This is a genomic window from Enterobacter sp. SA197, assembly GCF_054131575.1.
Map to the genome: position 1 here is coordinate 887,471 of NZ_CP096393.1, position 16,121 is coordinate 903,591.

Genomic DNA, 16,121 nt, shown 5'->3' on the forward strand with positions numbered 1-16,121 from the left:
GAGACATGAAAAAAACTACGTTAGCAATGAGTGCTCTGGCGCTGAGCTTAAGTCTGGCGCTGATCCCGGTATCTTCCTTGGCGGCAGAGACGGCATCGTCAGCAGCCACGTCTCAGCAGCTTCCAAGCCTTGCCCCAATGCTTGAAAAAGTGATGCCTTCCGTGGTGAGTATTAATGTTGAAGGCAGCACCACGGTCAACACGCCGCGTATGCCGCGCAACTTCCAGCAGTTCTTTGGTGATGACTCCCCGTTCTGCCAGGAGGGATCGCCCTTCCAGAGTTCACCATTCTGCCAGGGTGGGCAGGGCGGACCGGGAGGTCAGGGTGGCGGACAGCAGCAAAAATTTATGGCGCTGGGGTCCGGGGTGATCATTGATGCAGCAAAAGGCTACGTGGTTACCAATAACCACGTTGTGGACAACGCCACAACCATTAAGGTGCAGTTGAGCGACGGGCGTAAATTCGATGCGAAAGTTGTTGGCAAAGATCCGCGCTCTGATATCGCACTGATTCAAATTCAGGATCCTAAGAACCTGACGGCTATCCAGTTAGCGGACTCTGACGCGCTGCGCGTCGGTGACTATACGGTCGCTATCGGCAACCCGTTTGGTCTGGGTGAAACCGTGACTTCGGGTATTGTGTCAGCACTGGGACGCAGCGGTCTGAATGCTGAGAATTATGAGAACTTTATCCAGACCGATGCTGCCATTAACCGGGGTAACTCCGGGGGAGCGCTGGTCAACCTGAACGGTGAGCTGATCGGTATTAACACCGCGATTCTGGCCCCTGACGGTGGCAACATTGGGATTGGTTTTGCTATTCCGAGCAATATGGTGAAAAACCTCACGGCGCAGATGGTGCAATATGGCCAGGTACGGCGTGGTGAGCTGGGGATCATGGGCACTGAGCTCAACTCAGAGCTGGCGAAAGCCATGAAAGTGGACGCGCAGCGTGGGGCGTTTGTCAGCCAGGTCATGCCAAACTCTGCGGCCGCGAAAGCTGGCGTGAAAGCAGGCGATGTGATCACCTCCCTCAACGGTAAGCCTATTGCCAGCTTCGCTGCCCTGCGTGCGGAAGTCGGATCTATGCCGATTGGCAGTAAAGTAACGCTCGGCCTGGTGCGTGATGGCAAACCTGTGAATGTAAGCATTGAACTGCAACAGGGTAGCCAGGCGTCAGCAGAAGCGGCTACGGTATTCAGCGGGATCGAAGGCGCTGAAATGAGTAACAAAGGCAAAGATGAAGGCGTGGTGGTCAATGAAGTTAAAGCCAACACACCGGCTGCGCGCATTGGTCTTAAGAAAGGTGATGTGGTTATTGGTGCTAACCAGCAACCGGTTAAGAACCTGGGCGAATTGCGTAAAATTCTCGACAGCAAACCTTCCGTGCTGGCCCTGAACATTCAGCGCGGTGACTCCTCTCTCTACCTGCTCATGCAGTAACCGCTTTAACCCTCTTCTCCCGTCCGGGGGGAGAGGGCTTCCCGCAGATTCTGTGAGGCCTTCCACAACTCCATACTTCTGATTCTGGCTTTGTGCATATGCACAGTGCACGGCATGATTTTCTCTCATATGCTTGGGCTCTGCTCACGGGAGGGTTACATGGCTGGCTGGCATCTTGATACTAAAATGGCACAGGATATCGTGGCACGCACCATGCGTATCATCGATACGAACATTAACGTCATGGATGCCCGTGGCCGCATCATTGGTAGTGGCGATCGCGAACGAATTGGGGAATTGCACGAAGGCGCACTGCTTGTGCTTGCCCAGGGACGCGTGGTCGATATTGATGATGCCGTTGCGCGTCATCTGCACGGCGTTCGTCAGGGCATCAACCTGCCGCTGCGTCTGGAAGGGGAGATAGTCGGTGTCATTGGACTGACGGGAGAACCGGAATCGTTGCGCAAGTACGGTGAACTGGTGTGCATGACCGCCGAAATGATGCTGGAGCAGTCCCGGTTAATGCATCTGCTTGCCCAGGATAGCCGCCTGCGTGAAGAGCTGGTCATGAACCTGATTCAGGCGGAAGAGCACACGCCTGCCCTGACCGAATGGGCACAACGTTTAGGTATCGATCTGAATCAGCCGCGCGTGGTCGCCGTTGTTGAAGTGGACAGCGGGCAGTTGGGCGTCGACAGCGCAATGGCCGAGCTTCAGCAGCTGCAAAACGCCCTGACAACCCCTGAGCGCAACAACCTTATTGCGATTGTCTCACTGACAGAGATGGTGGTGCTGAAACCTGCGCTCAACCAGTTTGGCCGTTGGGATGCCGAAGATCATCGTAAACGCGTTGAACAACTGATTCAGCGCATGAAAGAAAACGGGCAGCTGCGTTTTCGTGTTTCTCTGGGTAACTATTTTACCGGGCCAGGAAGCATTGCCCGCTCCTACCGTACTGCCCGCACCACCATGATGGTGGGTAAACAGCGGATGCCGGAAAGCCGTAGCTATTTCTATCAGGACCTGATGCTGCCGGTTTTACTCGACAGCCTTCGCGGCGGCTGGCAGGCCAATGAACTCTCACGTCCGCTACAGCGCCTTAAAGCAATGGACAACAACGGTCTGCTGCGCCGTACCCTGTCAGCGTGGTTTCGTCATAACGTGCAGCCACTGGCGACCTCAAAAGCGCTCTTTATTCACCGTAATACGCTTGAATATCGCCTGAATCGCATTTCTGAATTAACGGGATTAGATTTGGGGAATTTTGACGATCGATTGCTGCTGTATGTGGCGCTGCAGCTGGATGAACAGCGCTAAGTAAAAGCAAAACGGCAGCCGCAGGGTTGCCGTTTTTGATGTCTGCTCCCTCTCCTGTAAGAGAGGGCGGGGCGAGGGCAGCAGAGTGCGCCCATCCCCGTCACTTATTGCGCGTCAGTTTTTCCAGGTCAGATTCAATTTCATTGATCTTATTGGCAACCACGCTTTCAAGATGGCGAAGATCGTCCAGGATCTTGCGTTTCAAATCCACATCCGTGCGGTCACGCTGGCAAATCTGGTCAAGCTCATCGATAACGTAGCGCAGGTTCGGACTGATTTCCTGCACTTCCTTATAGCCCTGACCGACCCCATCCGCGACCACCGTCTTGCGTTGGCGGGGATATTTAAACTTCACGCTTTTGGCAAAAAATTCGCCTTTGTCCTTGTGAAAATAGATTTTCAGGATGTCATTATTGGCTTCCTGGCGGAGGCTGTAACGGTCAATTTCATCAGGATTGGTAATGCCTAAACTTTTCAGATTATCGTACATAGCGGTACCCTTAAGCTCAACATAACCTATGAATAATTAACGAAAAAATCTATTTTCGCCACTTGAATGTGCTAAAAAGGCGGTATATATCACCCTCTTTCAAATCGGGAGAGGGGATTGCTTAATCGATGGTACGAAGCAGTTCGTTGATACCGACTTTACCACGGGTTTTTGCATCGACTTTCTTAACGATGACTGCGCAGTACAGGCTGTATTTGCCATCTTTAGAAGGCAGGTTGCCGGAAACGACGACGGAGCCAGCCGGTACGCGACCATAATGCACTTCACCGGTTTCACGATCGTAAATGCGCGTGCTCTGACCAATATAGACGCCCATTGAGATGACGGAACCCTCTTCGACGATAACACCTTCCACCACTTCAGAACGTGCGCCAATAAAGCAATTATCTTCAATAATAGTCGGGTTCGCCTGCAGCGGCTCCAGAACGCCACCGATACCCACGCCACCAGACAGGTGGACATTTTTACCAATCTGCGCACAGGAGCCGACGGTGGCCCAGGTGTCAACCATGGTCCCTTCATCGACATAGGCGCCAATGTTGACATAGGAGGGCATCAGTACGGTGTTACGGGCAATAAAGGCTCCCTGACGAACTGCCGCTGGCGGCACTACGCGGAAACCTTCTTTCTGAAAGCGTGCTTCGTCATAGTCAGCAAACTTCATCGGCACTTTATCGAAGTAGCGGCTTTCTGCGCCGTCGATAACCTGATTATCGTTAATGCGGAACGAGAGCAGAACGGCCTTTTTGAGCCATTGGTGAGTCACCCACTGGCCGTCAATCTTCTCTGCGACGCGCAGTGCGCCTGAATCCAACAGGGAGATAACCTGGTTAACCGCTTCACGGGTAACGGTATCCACGTTTGCCGGGGTGATTTCTGCGCGACGCTCGAAAGCGGCTTCAATAACGTTCTGTAACTGCTGCATTATGACTCTTTCCATCTCTGTAAAAAAAAACGTTACCCTTTATCGTTTGGATTGAGGGCCTCTGTCAACCGTTGTTGTACCTCTTGTTGCAGCGCATTATTAAGGCCGCGCCGCTCGGCTGTCGCGATTATAAATAAATCTTCTACTCGCTCACCAATTGTCGTAATTCTCGCCCCGTGGAGCGAAATACCGAGGTCGGCAAACACCTTACCGACGCGGGCCAGTAAACCTGGCTGGTCGAGGGCAATCAGTTCGAGGAACGTTCTTCTGTCCGTATGGGTCGGCAGGAAATTGACCTCGGTCTCGACGTTAAAGTGGCGCAGTTTGGCCGGCTGACGACGTGGCTGCGGCGGTTGCCATGAGCGCTGAGTAATGGCCTGCTCAAGGCCGAAGCAGGTGGCATCGTGCCGGTCTGCGGAGAGAGGGCTGCCGTCCGGCTCCAGCACGATAAAGGTATCCATCGCCATGCCATCACGGGTGGTGAAAATCTGGGCATCATGGACGCTCAGATTGCGACGATCGAGTTCGGCGCAGACAGCGGCAAACAGATAGGGTCTGTCAGGGCTCCAGATAAAAATTTCGGTCCCGCCACGTGTCGCCTGCGGACTAAGCAATATTAAAGGCCTGGTCAGATCGTGGTTCAGTAAGTGCCGTGCATGCCAGGCCAGTTGATTTGGGCTGTGTCGTACAAAATAGTTAGCACGGCATCGCGCCCAGATCTGGTGCAGTTTTTCCTCATCAATATTGTCCATTCGCAACAGCGCCAGCGCCTGGAGCTGATGATGACGAACGCGCTCACGCATATCCGGGGTGTTCTGCATCCCACGGCGCAACTGTTTCTCGGTAGCAAAATAGAGCTCTCGCAGAAGGCTCTGTTTCCAGCTGTTCCAAAGTGTCTCGTTGGTGGCGCAGATGTCAGCAACGGTCAGACAAACCAGAAAACGCAGGCGATTTTCGGTTTGGATCTCCTCGGCAAATTGCTTAATGACTTCCGGATCCTGAATATCGCGCCGTTGCGCAGTGACCGACATCAACAAGTGATTACGTACAAGCCAGGCCACCAGCTGTGTTTCACGTGAGTTAAGCCCATGCAGTTCGGCAAATTTCAGCACATCCTGCGCGCCAAGTATGGAATGGTCTCCACCGCGACCTTTGGCGATATCATGGAAAAGGGCGGCCATTAAAATCAGTTCGGGGTGCGTCAGGCGGGGCCAGAGATCAACACAAAGCGGGTGCCGCGCTCGTGTGGCTTCCTCCGCGAAGCTCTCAAGCTTAAGCATTACCCGGATAGTGTGCTCATCGACGGTATAGGCGTGAAACAGATCAAATTGCATCTGCCCCACAATATGCGACCACTGCGGCATATAGGCCCAAAGAACACTGTGACGATGCATGGGCAGTAATCCGCGCTTAACGGCACCAGGATGACGTAACAGGCTCAGGAAAATCGCGCGTGCTTCGGGGATATAGCACAACGGTTGAGTCAGATGACGGCGGGCATGGCGCAAATGGCGCAGTGTTGTCGAATAGATGCCGGTTATGCTGCTGTTCCGCACCATGATGTAGAACATACGCAATATCGCCTGCGGCTCGCGTATAAACAGCGTCTCGTCACGCAGATCAATCAGTGTACCGCGCAACTGGAATTCATCATCAATGGCGCGAGGTTTCTCATCCGTGGTCAGGGCCAGAATGGCTTCATCGAACAGCTGTAAAAGCATATGGTTCAGTTCAGTTACGCGACGGGTAACCCGGTAGAAATCCTTCATCATATGTTCGACGGGCTGATTGCCTTCCCCTACATAGTTCAGGCGTTGCGCCACACTGAGCTGCCGGTCAAACAGCAGGCGGTTATCGTAGCGGTTCAATTCGAGATGCAGAGCAAAACGGATCCGCCAGAGCAGGTGCAGGCACTCGTTCAGCTCGTTGCGTTCGGCCTCGGTCAAAAAGCCAAAGCCGACCATCTCATCCATTGAGGTGGCACCGAAATGGCGGCGGGCGACCCATTGCAGCGTGTGGATGTCTCTCAACCCGCCCGGACTGCTTTTAATGTCCGGTTCCAGATTGTAGCTGGTGCCGTGATAGCGTTGATGGCGCTCGTTCTGCTCCACCACTTTCGCCGGGAAAAATTTTTCGGAGGGCCAGAAGGCTTCACTGAATATGTGCTTTTGCAGTTCAAGAAATAACGCGACATCGCCAATTAACAGGCGCGACTCGATCAGGTTGGTGGCGACGGTTAAATCGGATAGCCCCTCCAGCAGGCACTCCTCTAACGTACGCACGCTGTGACCTACTTCCAGCTTCACATCCCAGAGCAGAGTAAGGAGTTCTCCAATCTTCTGCGCACGGTCATCGGCGAGTTTTGTCCGACTCAGGATCAGCAAATCAATATCCGACAGGGGGTGCAATTCGCCACGGCCATAGCCCCCAACGGCGACCAGCGCCACATCGCTCTGTTCACCAAAGCCGTAGTCCAGCCACAGGCGTTGCAGTAACTGGTCGATAAACTCGGTGCGCGCTTCTATCAACTGCTCAGCGGAGAGGCCGGCATCGAAGACATGTCCCAGCCACTGCTGGAAAGTATCGATGTGGCTTTTGATACTGGCACAGGTCAGTTCACTTGAGGGCCAGTCGCCCGGATAAGCGGGTTGGCCGGGGAGGGAAGGTTTTACGGTACTGACAAACTGTTCAGAAAAGGTATTGCTCATTAGCGGGCCACCCTACGCAATGGGACAGCGAAACACGCCGCTGGCCGTCAAATGTGCCGATGCGGACAACACGTATTCATAAAAGATTAAGACAAGCGTCTAAGCAGACAAATTAAAAGAGATAACGGGAAATGAAAAGACGTTTATCTTTATGAAACATGACACGGGGCATAAGAAAAACGCGTGCTTACATACTCAAGAAATAAGCGTTTTTTCTGAATCAATTATAAAAAAGCGGCCCTTTTGCAGGCCGCTTCTCATGACAAAAAAGAGATTACTCAGCCGTGAGAACGGCGGGGATGGTGTCATCTTTACGCAGGGTAAGGATTTCACAGCCATTCTCGGTCACCACGATGGTATGTTCGTACTGGGCAGACAGGCTGCGGTCCTTCGTTTTAACTGTCCAGCCGTCTTTCATCGTACGGATGCGATAATCGCCAGCGTTGACCATAGGTTCAATGGTGAAGGTCATGCCCGCCTGTAATACCACGCCGCCATCATCCGCGTCATAGTGCAGAACCTGGGGTTCTTCATGGAAAACGCGGCCAATGCCGTGTCCACAATACTCACGTACAACGGAAAAACCTTCGCCTTCAACATACTTCTGAATGGCCGCGCCCAGCGAGCGCAGGCGGATGCCCGGTTTCACCATCCGCAGGGAGAGATAGAGGCTGTCCTGAGTTACACGGCACAGGCGCTCACCGAGGATGGTAGGCTTGCCGACGATAAACATTTTGGAGGTGTCGCCGTGGTATTCGTCTTTAATGACGGTCACGTCAATGTTGACGATATCGCCATCCTTCAGCACTTTTTCGTCATCCGGAATACCGTGGCAGACCACTTCGTTAATGGAGATACAGACGGATTTCGGGAAGCCGTGATAGCCGAGGCAGGCGGAAACCGCATGCTGCTCGTTAACGATGTAGTCGTTACAGATGCGATCCAGTTCGCCGGTGCTCACGCCAGGCTTGATATAAGGCTCGATCATCTCCAGCACTTCTGCAGCAAGGCGGCCAGCCACGCGCATTTTTTCGATTTCTTCAGGGGTCTTAATTGAGATAGCCATTGATTCTGTCCATCAGTGCCGATTTTCGACATTATTTAGTTCAAGTGCTGCTAATGGTAACAGTCTGGCCTGGCGGGTGCCACATTGAGAATCATTCTGCCCGGTGCCTTTTGTGCCTCCCCTTACGCAAAGGTGCTACCCTTGTCTACCGGGCGCCGTGAATTGTCACAGGAAATTCACTGTTCAGCGGGCGGTTCTCCATTAACAATAATTGGAGTCTGGTCGCTGTTTGTGGTATAAAGCGCGCCGGACTCACGTTCCTCTTCGGAACGAAGTCGACAAATCTCACTTTGTGTAAATAACACACACGTATCGACACATATTCCGGGGTGCCCTTTGGGGTCGGTAATATGGGATACGTGGAGGCATAACCCCAACTTTTATATAGAGGTTTTAATCATGGCAACTGTTTCCATGCGCGACATGCTCAAGGCTGGTGTTCACTTTGGTCACCAGACCCGTTACTGGAACCCGAAAATGAAGCCTTTCATCTTCGGCGCACGTAACAAAGTTCACATCATCAACCTTGAGAAAACTGTACCGATGTTCAACGAAGCTCTGGCTGAACTGAACAAGATCTCTTCTCGTAAAGGCAAAATCCTTTTCGTTGGTACTAAACGCGCTGCGAGCGAAGCGGTGAAAGAAGCAGCGAACAACTGCGATCAGTTCTTCGTGAACCATCGCTGGTTGGGCGGCATGCTGACTAACTGGAAAACTGTTCGTCAGTCCATCAAACGTCTGAAAGATCTGGAAACTCAGTCTCAGGACGGTACTTTCGACAAGCTGACCAAGAAAGAAGCGCTGATGCGTACTCGTGAACTGGACAAGCTGGAAAACAGCCTTGGCGGTATCAAAGACATGGGCGGCCTGCCGGACGCACTGTTCGTTATCGACGCTGACCACGAACACATCGCGATCAAAGAAGCAAACAACCTGGGTATCCCGGTATTTGCTATCGTTGATACCAACTCCGATCCGGACGGTGTTGACTTCGTTATCCCGGGTAACGACGACGCAATCCGTGCAGTTAGCCTGTATCTGAATGCTGTTGCTGCTACCGTACGTGAAGGCCGTTCTCAGGATCTGGCTGTTCAGGCGGAAGAAAGCTTCGTAGAAGCTGAATAATAAGGTCCAGCCCTTATTAGTACCGAGTATGGATAGGGGCCACTTTTTGGCCCCTTTTTCACTTTTACACCTGTCTGGCTGATTGCCGGGCAGGTCATCTCTCCCGAGGATTAAAGAATGGCTGAAATTACCGCATCCCTGGTAAAAGAGCTGCGCGAACGTACTGGCGCAGGCATGATGGATTGCAAAAAAGCACTGACTGAAGCTAACGGCGACATCGAGCTGGCAATCGAAAACATGCGTAAGTCCGGTGCTATCAAAGCAGCGAAAAAAGCAGGCAACGTAGCTGCTGACGGCGTGATCATCACTAAGATCGACGGTACCTACGGCATCATTCTGGAAGTTAACTGCCAGACTGACTTCGTTGCGAAAGATGGCGGTTTCCAGGCATTTGCTAACAAAGTTCTGGACGCAGCTGTAGCAGGCAAAATCACTGACGTTGAAGTTCTGAAAGCACAGTTCGAAGAAGAACGCGTTGCGCTGGTTGCTAAAATCGGTGAGAACATCAACATCCGTCGTGTTGCTGCTCTGGAAGGCGAAGTACTGGGTTCTTACCTGCACGGCGCACGTATCGGTGTTCTGGTTGCTGCTAAAGGCGCTGATGAAGAGCTGGTTAAACAGCTGGCCATGCACATCGCTGCAAGCAAGCCTGAGTTCGTTAAGCCGGAAGACGTTTCTGCTGAAGTCGTTGAGAAAGAGTTCCAGGTTCAGCTGGACATCGCCATGCAGTCTGGCAAGCCGAAAGAAATCGCAGAGAAAATGGTTGAAGGCCGCATGAAGAAATTCACCGGCGAAGTTTCTCTGACTGGTCAACCTTTCGTTATGGATCCGAGCAAAACTGTTGCTCAGCTGCTCAAAGAGCACAACGCTGACGTAACTAACTTCATCCGCTTCGAAGTAGGTGAAGGCATCGAGAAAGTTGAGACTGACTTCGCAGCAGAAGTTGCTGCAATGTCCAAGCAGTCTTAATTAAAAAAGAAGCCGCCTGAGGGCGGCTTCTTTTTGTCCCCGTCTTGTAAATTCAGCTAACCCTTATAGAGGTTGCGCTGAAAAGCGACGTACAATGTCGCCGGAATTAACTCATCTCAATCGTTGACAGTCTCAGGAAAGAAACATGGCTACCAATGCAAAACCCGTCTATAAACGTATTCTGCTTAAGTTGAGTGGTGAAGCTCTTCAGGGTACGGAAGGCTTCGGTATTGACGCAAGCATCCTTGATCGTATGGCTCAGGAAATCAAAGAACTGGTGGAACTGGGTATTCAGGTTGGTGTGGTGATTGGTGGCGGTAACCTGTTCCGTGGTGCAGGACTCGCGAAAGCGGGTATGAACCGCGTTGTGGGCGACCACATGGGCATGTTGGCCACTGTCATGAACGGTCTGGCCATGCGCGATGCGCTTCACCGCGCCTATGTGAACGCCCGCCTGATGTCCGCTATTCCGTTGAATGGCGTCTGTGACAACTACAGCTGGGCTGAAGCTATTAGCCTGCTGCGCAATAACCGTGTGGTCATTCTGAGCGCCGGTACGGGTAACCCTTTCTTTACCACTGATTCTGCTGCATGTTTGCGCGGCATCGAAATCGAAGCCGATGTGGTACTGAAAGCAACCAAGGTTGATGGCGTCTTTACTGCCGATCCGGCAAAAGATCCCACTGCCACCATGTATGAGCAACTGACTTATACCGAAGTGCTGGATAAAGAGCTGAAAGTGATGGATCTGGCAGCCTTTACCCTGGCACGTGACCACAAATTACCTATCCGTGTCTTTAACATGAATAAGCCTGGTGCGCTGCGTCGCGTTGTCATGGGCGAAAAAGAAGGCACGTTGATCACGGAATAATTCCCGTAGGCAACAAATAAAGGTAAGATTCCGCTTTATTATTTAGCGATTATGGCAGGCATCTTTCACGGTGCCTTGTACTGAACGAGACTATACTAACCACACCTGTGGCGTATGGTTTGCCTGAGACAAGATTTCAAGGATTCGTAACGTGATTAACGACATCAGAAAAGATGCTGAAGTACGCATGGACAAATGCGTTGAAGCCTTCAAAACCCAAATCAGCAAAATCCGTACCGGCCGTGCTTCCCCAAGCCTGCTTGATGGTATCGTCGTGGAATACTACGGTACGCCGACGCCGCTGCGTCAGTTGGCTAACGTCACCGTAGAAGACACCCGTACGTTGAAAATCAACGTATTCGATCGCTCTATGGGTCCTGCCGTTGAGAAAGCAATTATGGCTTCCGATCTGGGTTTGAACCCAAGTTCAGCGGGCACTGACATCCGCGTTCCGCTGCCACCGCTGACGGAAGAGCGTCGTAAAGACCTGATTAAAGTGGTACGTGGTGAAGCTGAGCAGGGCCGCGTTTCCGTGCGTAACGTGCGTCGTGACGCCAACGACAAAGTTAAAGCTCTGCTGAAAGAGAAAGAGATCAGTGAAGACGACGATCGTCGTTCTCAGGACGATGTGCAGAAGCTGACAGATGCCGCCATCAAGAAAATTGATGCGGCGCTGGCAGATAAAGAAGCAGAACTGATGCAGTTCTGATTCAACTCTTGATTAAAACGCCGTACAGAGGGCTGCGATGCGGCTTTGCTGGCGGCGTTTTGCTTTTTTATCCTCGCGATAGTGTGAGCGTTTCATGAAGCATATAACCCTTCTGGGCTCCACCGGTTCCATTGGCTGCAGCACGCTTGATGTGGTTCGCCACAATCCTGAGCGGTTTACTGTGACTGCGCTGGTTGCAGGTAAAAACGTTGCACGCATGGTCGAGCAGTGTCTTGAGTTCACGCCGCGATTTGCGGTAATGGACGATGAGGCCAGTGCCAAAGAACTCCGCATTATTTTACGGCAGCATAACAGCCGCACAGAGGTCATGAGCGGTCAACAGGCGGCGTGTGAAATGGCTGCCCTTGATGAAGTCGACCAGGTCATGGCGGCGATAGTCGGTGCTGCGGGCCTTGTTCCTACGCTTGCCGCGATTCGTGCTGGTAAAACCGTTCTGCTCGCCAATAAAGAATCTCTCGTAACCTGCGGTCGTCTGTTTATGGAGGCGGTTAAGGAGAGCGGGGCGCAGCTTCTGCCGGTAGATAGTGAACATAACGCTATTTTTCAGAGTTTACCGGAACCAATCCAACAGAACCTGGGGTACGCTGATCTGGAGCAGAACGGCGTATCGTCGATTTTGCTCACCGGGTCTGGTGGTCCATTTCGGGAGACGCCACTGGCTGAACTGGCTGCGATGACGCCGGATCAAGCCTGTCGCCATCCGAACTGGTCGATGGGGAGAAAAATCTCTGTTGATTCAGCCACTATGATGAATAAAGGTCTGGAATACATTGAAGCACGCTGGCTGTTTAATGCCTCTGCCCGTCAGATGGAAGTGTTGATCCATCCGCAATCGGTGATCCACTCCATGGTTCGTTATCTGGATGGCAGCGTGTTGGCACAATTGGGTGAACCGGATATGCGCACGCCAATTGCACACACCATGGCCTGGCCTGGACGCGTGCCATCCGGTGTGAATAGCCTCGATTTCTGTAAACTCAGTGCCCTCAGCTTTGCCGAGCCGGATTATGATCGCTACCCGTGTCTGAAGCTGGCCATTGATGCTTTTGCGCAAGGACAGGCGGCGACCACCGCGTTAAACGCGGCGAACGAGGTGACGGTGGCAGCATTTCTGGCGTCTGACATTCGATTTACGGATATCGCAGCCCTTAATTTATCTGTTCTGGAACAGATGACGTTGTGCGAACCGCAAAGTATTGACGATGTTGTTGCAGTGGATCGACTGGCTCGTGACGTTGCGCGAAAACAAGTGATACGCCTCGCAAGCTGGTGATAATCCAGCCACGCTAAGTCATGCTATTTGTTAGCGTTAGGCTTCAGTGGTATAGTCTGCGCACCCAATTGCCAGAGTTAAACCTGGCGCTGAGGTGAAGCCGTGGTTGACACGGCTTTTTTGCGTAAGGGCTTTGTATTCCTGAGTACCGCTAAATCCTTTTCAGGGACTAAAACGCGTTATGTTGTCTGCTAATCAACCAATAAGCGAAAATTTGCCTGCGCATGGCTGTCGTCATGTTGCCATTATTATGGACGGCAATGGTCGCTGGGCGAAAAGACAAGGAAAAATCCGCGCCTTTGGCCACCGGGCTGGTGCAAAATCGGTTCGCCGTGCGGTTTCATTCGCCGCCAATAGCGGAATCGATGCGCTGACGCTGTATGCGTTTAGTAGTGAAAACTGGAACCGTCCGGCGCAGGAAGTAACGGCGCTGATGGAACTGTTTGTATGGGCCCTGGATAGTGAAGTGAAAAGCCTGCATCGCCATAATGTGCGTTTGCGAATTATTGGTGATACAAGCCGCTTCAATTCGCGTTTGCAGGAGCGCATTCGTAAAGCGGAGGCGTTAACGGCTCAGAATACAGGGCTGACGCTAAATATCGCAGCGAATTACGGCGGGCGTTGGGATATCGTGCAGGGCGTGCGGCAGCTGGCCGCTCAGGTTCAGGAAGGGCTATTGCGTCCTGAACAGATTGATGAAGAGGCGCTGAGCCAGCAAATCTGCATGCATGAACTGGCCCCCGTAGATTTAGTGATTAGGACTGGTGGGGAACATCGCATAAGTAATTTTTTACTTTGGCAAATTGCCTATGCCGAACTTTACTTTACAGATGTTCTTTGGCCCGATTTTGATGAACAAGACTTTGAAGGTGCGCTGCATGCCTTTGCCAATCGAGAACGTCGCTTCGGCGGCACCGAGCCCGGCAGCGATAATGCCTGATGGGGGTAGCTTTTGCTGAAGTATCGCCTGATTTCCGCGTTTGTATTAATACCCATTGTCATCGCCGCACTGTTTTTGCTGCCGCCGATGGGCTTTGCGATTGTGACACTGGTCGTGTGTATGCTGGCTGCATGGGAATGGGGGCAACTGAGCGGCTTCACCTCCCGTACGCAACGCGTCTGGCTTGCAGTGCTATGCGGCTTTGTATTGGCAGCCATGCTGTTTACCATCCCGGAGTACCATCACAATATTCATCAGCCATTGGTTGAAATATCCCTGTGGGCGTCATTGGGATGGTGGCTGGTCGCATTGTTATTGGTGCTAGGGTATCCGGCTTCTGCAGGGATCTGGCGTCATTCAAAAGTCCTGCGGTTGATGTTCGGCATTCTCACTATCATCCCTTTTTTCTGGGGTATGCTGGCATTACGTTCCTGGCACTATGATGACAACCACTACAGCGGTGCGCTGTGGTTGTTGTACGTTATGATCCTGGTCTGGGGAGCGGATTCGGGTGCCTATATGTTCGGTAAACTCTTTGGTAAGCATAAGCTGGCGCCAAAAGTCTCCCCGGGTAAAACCTGGCAAGGCTTCATTGGTGGCTTGTTCACCGCCGCTATTATTTCCTGGGGGTATGGCGCCTGGGCAAACCTGGATGTAACGATCTCCACACTGTTTATCTGTTCCGTTGTGGCGGCCCTGGCATCAGTGCTGGGTGATTTAACGGAAAGTATGTTTAAGCGTGAAGCGGGAATTAAAGATAGTGGTCATCTAATTCCGGGTCATGGCGGTATACTGGATCGCATCGACAGTTTGACAGCAGCAGTACCCGTATTTGCTTGCCTGTTATTGCTGGTTTTCAGGACGATTTGACGGAAGGATTTATGGTGAGCATTCTCTGGAATCTGGCAGCGTTTATTGTTGCACTTGGTGTGCTTATCACCGTGCACGAGTTTGGCCATTTCTGGGTTGCTCGCCGTTGCGGCGTCCGGGTTGAACGCTTTTCCATTGGGTTTGGTAAAGCGCTCTGGCGCCGTCATGACAAGCAGGGGACTGAATTTGTCATTGCCCTGATTCCACTTGGCGGCTACGTCAAAATGCTGGATGAGCGCGTTGAGGCGGTAACGCCAGAAATGCGCCACCACGCCTTTAACAACAAAACCGTAGGCCAGCGTGCGGCAGTGATTGCTGCAGGGCCTATTGCCAATTTTCTTTTTGCCATTTTTGCTTACTGGCTGGTGTTTATCATTGGCGTCCCTGGCGTGCGGCCGGTTATTGGTGAAATAACCACCGATTCCATCGCGGCACATGCGCAAATTACACCCGGTACGGAACTTAAAGCAATTGATGGTATCGAAACGCCTGATTGGGATGCTGTGCGTTTGCAACTGGTGTCAAAAATCGGTGACAAACAAACGACCCTCAGCGTGGCACCTTTTGGCAGCGACAGCCGCCAGGACAAAGTTCTTGATTTGCGCCAGTGGCATTTTGAGCCTGACAGAGAGGATCCGGTAGCGTCATTAGGGATTCGACCTCGTGGTCCGCAGATTGAACCGGTGCTTGCTGAGATACAATCAGGTTCTGCTGCCAGCAAAGCAGGTTTGCAAGCTGGCGACAGGATCGTTAAAGTCGATGGTCAGCCACTTACGCAATGGATGACGTTTGTAACCCTGGTGAGGGATAATCCGGGTACATCACTTGCGCTGGACATCGAAAGGCAAGGGAGTTCCTTGTCTTTAACACTGATACCGGATACAAAGCCCGGTAACAAAGCAGAAGGGTTTGCTGGCGTTGTGCCAAAAATCATCCCTCTGCCAGATGAATACAAGACAGTACGCCAGTACGGACCATTCAGCGCTATTGCCGAGGCCACGGATAAGACCTGGCAATTAATGAAGCTTACGGTCAGTATGTTGGGGAAATTGATAACCGGTGACGTAAAACTGAACAACCTCAGTGGGCCGATTTCGATCGCTCAGGGGGCTGGGATGTCAGCAGAGTTCGGGGTGATTTACTACCTGATGTTCCTCGCTTTAATCAGCGTGAACCTGGGGATAATCAACCTGTTTCCATTACCTGTCCTGGACGGGGGACATCTGTTGTTTTTGGCGATTGAAAAGCTGAAAGGTAAACCGGTATCCGAGCGAGTTCAAGACTTTAGCTACCGCATTGGCTCGATATTGCTGGTGTTGTTAATGGGGCTTGCACTTTTCAATGATTTCTCTCGGTTATGAGAGAGTTTGTTAG

At 52.1% G+C, this 16,121-nt stretch carries 14 protein-coding genes; 10 read left to right on the top strand and 4 right to left on the bottom strand.

Annotated elements, in window-relative coordinates; translation table 11 throughout:
- Positions 1-5: 5 nt before the first annotated feature.
- Entirely contained in the window at positions 6-1,442 is a 1,437-nt protein-coding gene (gene degP, locus M1D91_RS04025; RefSeq protein WP_437433365.1) for a serine endoprotease DegP, read from the top strand.
- A gap of 159 nt (positions 1,443-1,601) precedes the next feature.
- Positions 1,602-2,759, top strand: a complete 1,158-nt coding sequence (gene cdaR, locus M1D91_RS04030) for a DNA-binding transcriptional regulator CdaR (protein WP_437433364.1) — start codon at positions 1,602-1,604, stop codon at positions 2,757-2,759.
- Between the two features lie 100 nt (positions 2,760-2,859).
- Here the strand turns inward: cdaR and M1D91_RS04035 are convergent, their stop codons facing one another.
- The 4 genes from M1D91_RS04035 to map all read right to left on the bottom strand — a co-directional run bounded on the left by M1D91_RS04035 (position 2,860) and on the right by map (position 7,969).
- Positions 2,860-3,249, bottom strand: a complete 390-nt coding sequence (locus tag M1D91_RS04035) for a DUF3461 family protein (protein ID WP_437433363.1) — start codon at positions 3,247-3,249, stop codon at positions 2,860-2,862.
- Positions 3,250-3,370: 121 nt separating this feature from the next.
- Positions 3,371-4,195 (bottom strand): 2,3,4,5-tetrahydropyridine-2,6-dicarboxylate N-succinyltransferase, encoded by an 825-nt coding sequence (gene dapD, locus M1D91_RS04040; RefSeq protein ID WP_437433362.1) that lies wholly within the window; start codon positions 4,193-4,195, stop codon positions 3,371-3,373.
- Positions 4,196-4,227: 32 nt separating this feature from the next.
- Positions 4,228-6,903 (bottom strand): bifunctional uridylyltransferase/uridylyl-removing protein GlnD, encoded by a 2,676-nt coding sequence (glnD, locus tag M1D91_RS04045; RefSeq protein ID WP_437433361.1) that lies wholly within the window; start codon positions 6,901-6,903, stop codon positions 4,228-4,230.
- Positions 6,904-7,177: 274 nt separating this feature from the next.
- A complete protein-coding gene (map, locus tag M1D91_RS04050) occupies positions 7,178-7,969 on the bottom strand; it encodes a type I methionyl aminopeptidase (protein WP_437433360.1) in 792 nt (263 codons plus the stop codon).
- A 399-nt stretch (positions 7,970-8,368) separates the two neighbouring features.
- On the opposite strand from map, the gene rpsB reads away from it, so the two are divergent.
- The 8 genes from rpsB (at position 8,369) to rseP (ending at position 16,108) form a co-directional block, all read left to right on the top strand.
- Entirely contained in the window at positions 8,369-9,094 is a 726-nt protein-coding gene (gene rpsB / locus M1D91_RS04055) for a 30S ribosomal protein S2 (protein WP_437433359.1), read from the top strand.
- Between the two features lie 117 nt (positions 9,095-9,211).
- Entirely contained in the window at positions 9,212-10,063 is an 852-nt protein-coding gene (tsf, locus tag M1D91_RS04060; RefSeq protein WP_437433358.1) for a translation elongation factor Ts, read from the top strand.
- Positions 10,064-10,208: 145 nt separating this feature from the next.
- Positions 10,209-10,934: a UMP kinase gene (gene pyrH / locus M1D91_RS04065; RefSeq protein ID WP_035891961.1), complete on the top strand. Its 726-nt coding sequence runs from the start codon at positions 10,209-10,211 to the stop codon at positions 10,932-10,934.
- A 151-nt stretch (positions 10,935-11,085) separates the two neighbouring features.
- Complete coding sequence (frr, locus tag M1D91_RS04070; protein WP_437433357.1) at positions 11,086-11,643, top strand: ribosome recycling factor; 558 nt, start codon at positions 11,086-11,088, stop codon at positions 11,641-11,643.
- 94 nt (positions 11,644-11,737) lie between these two features.
- The gene (ispC, locus tag M1D91_RS04075) at positions 11,738-12,937 is read left to right on the top strand and encodes a 1-deoxy-D-xylulose-5-phosphate reductoisomerase (RefSeq protein WP_437433356.1); all 1,200 of its coding nucleotides are present in this window, start codon (positions 11,738-11,740) and stop codon (positions 12,935-12,937) included.
- 181 nt (positions 12,938-13,118) lie between these two features.
- Positions 13,119-13,877: a (2E,6E)-farnesyl-diphosphate-specific ditrans,polycis-undecaprenyl-diphosphate synthase gene (ispU, locus tag M1D91_RS04080; RefSeq protein ID WP_437433355.1), complete on the top strand. Its 759-nt coding sequence runs from the start codon at positions 13,119-13,121 to the stop codon at positions 13,875-13,877.
- Between the two features lie 12 nt (positions 13,878-13,889).
- On the top strand, positions 13,890-14,747 hold the full coding sequence (gene cdsA / locus M1D91_RS04085) for a phosphatidate cytidylyltransferase (RefSeq protein WP_437433354.1): 858 nt from the start codon (positions 13,890-13,892) through the stop codon (positions 14,745-14,747).
- A gap of 11 nt (positions 14,748-14,758) precedes the next feature.
- The gene (rseP, locus tag M1D91_RS04090; protein ID WP_437433353.1) at positions 14,759-16,108 is read left to right on the top strand and encodes a sigma E protease regulator RseP; all 1,350 of its coding nucleotides are present in this window, start codon (positions 14,759-14,761) and stop codon (positions 16,106-16,108) included.
- Positions 16,109-16,121: the final 13 nt, after the last annotated feature.

Coding starts and splice junctions, on each gene's coding strand:
- rpsB (WP_437433359.1), top strand. CDS start 8,369: ATGGCAACTGTTTCCATGCGCGACATGCTCAAGGCTGGTGTTCACTTT.
- cdaR (WP_437433364.1), top strand. CDS start 1,602: ATGGCTGGCTGGCATCTTGATACTAAAATGGCACAGGATATCGTGGCA.
- rseP (WP_437433353.1), top strand. CDS start 14,759: ATGGTGAGCATTCTCTGGAATCTGGCAGCGTTTATTGTTGCACTTGGT.
- tsf (WP_437433358.1), top strand. CDS start 9,212: ATGGCTGAAATTACCGCATCCCTGGTAAAAGAGCTGCGCGAACGTACT.
- M1D91_RS04035 (WP_437433363.1), bottom strand. CDS start 3,249: ATGTACGATAATCTGAAAAGTTTAGGCATTACCAATCCTGATGAAATT.
- dapD (WP_437433362.1), bottom strand. CDS start 4,195: ATGCAGCAGTTACAGAACGTTATTGAAGCCGCTTTCGAGCGTCGCGCA.
- degP (WP_437433365.1), top strand. CDS start 6: ATGAAAAAAACTACGTTAGCAATGAGTGCTCTGGCGCTGAGCTTAAGT.
- ispU (WP_437433355.1), top strand. CDS start 13,119: ATGTTGTCTGCTAATCAACCAATAAGCGAAAATTTGCCTGCGCATGGC.
- glnD (WP_437433361.1), bottom strand. CDS start 6,903: ATGAGCAATACCTTTTCTGAACAGTTTGTCAGTACCGTAAAACCTTCC.
- map (WP_437433360.1), bottom strand. CDS start 7,969: ATGGCTATCTCAATTAAGACCCCTGAAGAAATCGAAAAAATGCGCGTG.
- ispC (WP_437433356.1), top strand. CDS start 11,738: ATGAAGCATATAACCCTTCTGGGCTCCACCGGTTCCATTGGCTGCAGC.
- pyrH (WP_035891961.1), top strand. CDS start 10,209: ATGGCTACCAATGCAAAACCCGTCTATAAACGTATTCTGCTTAAGTTG.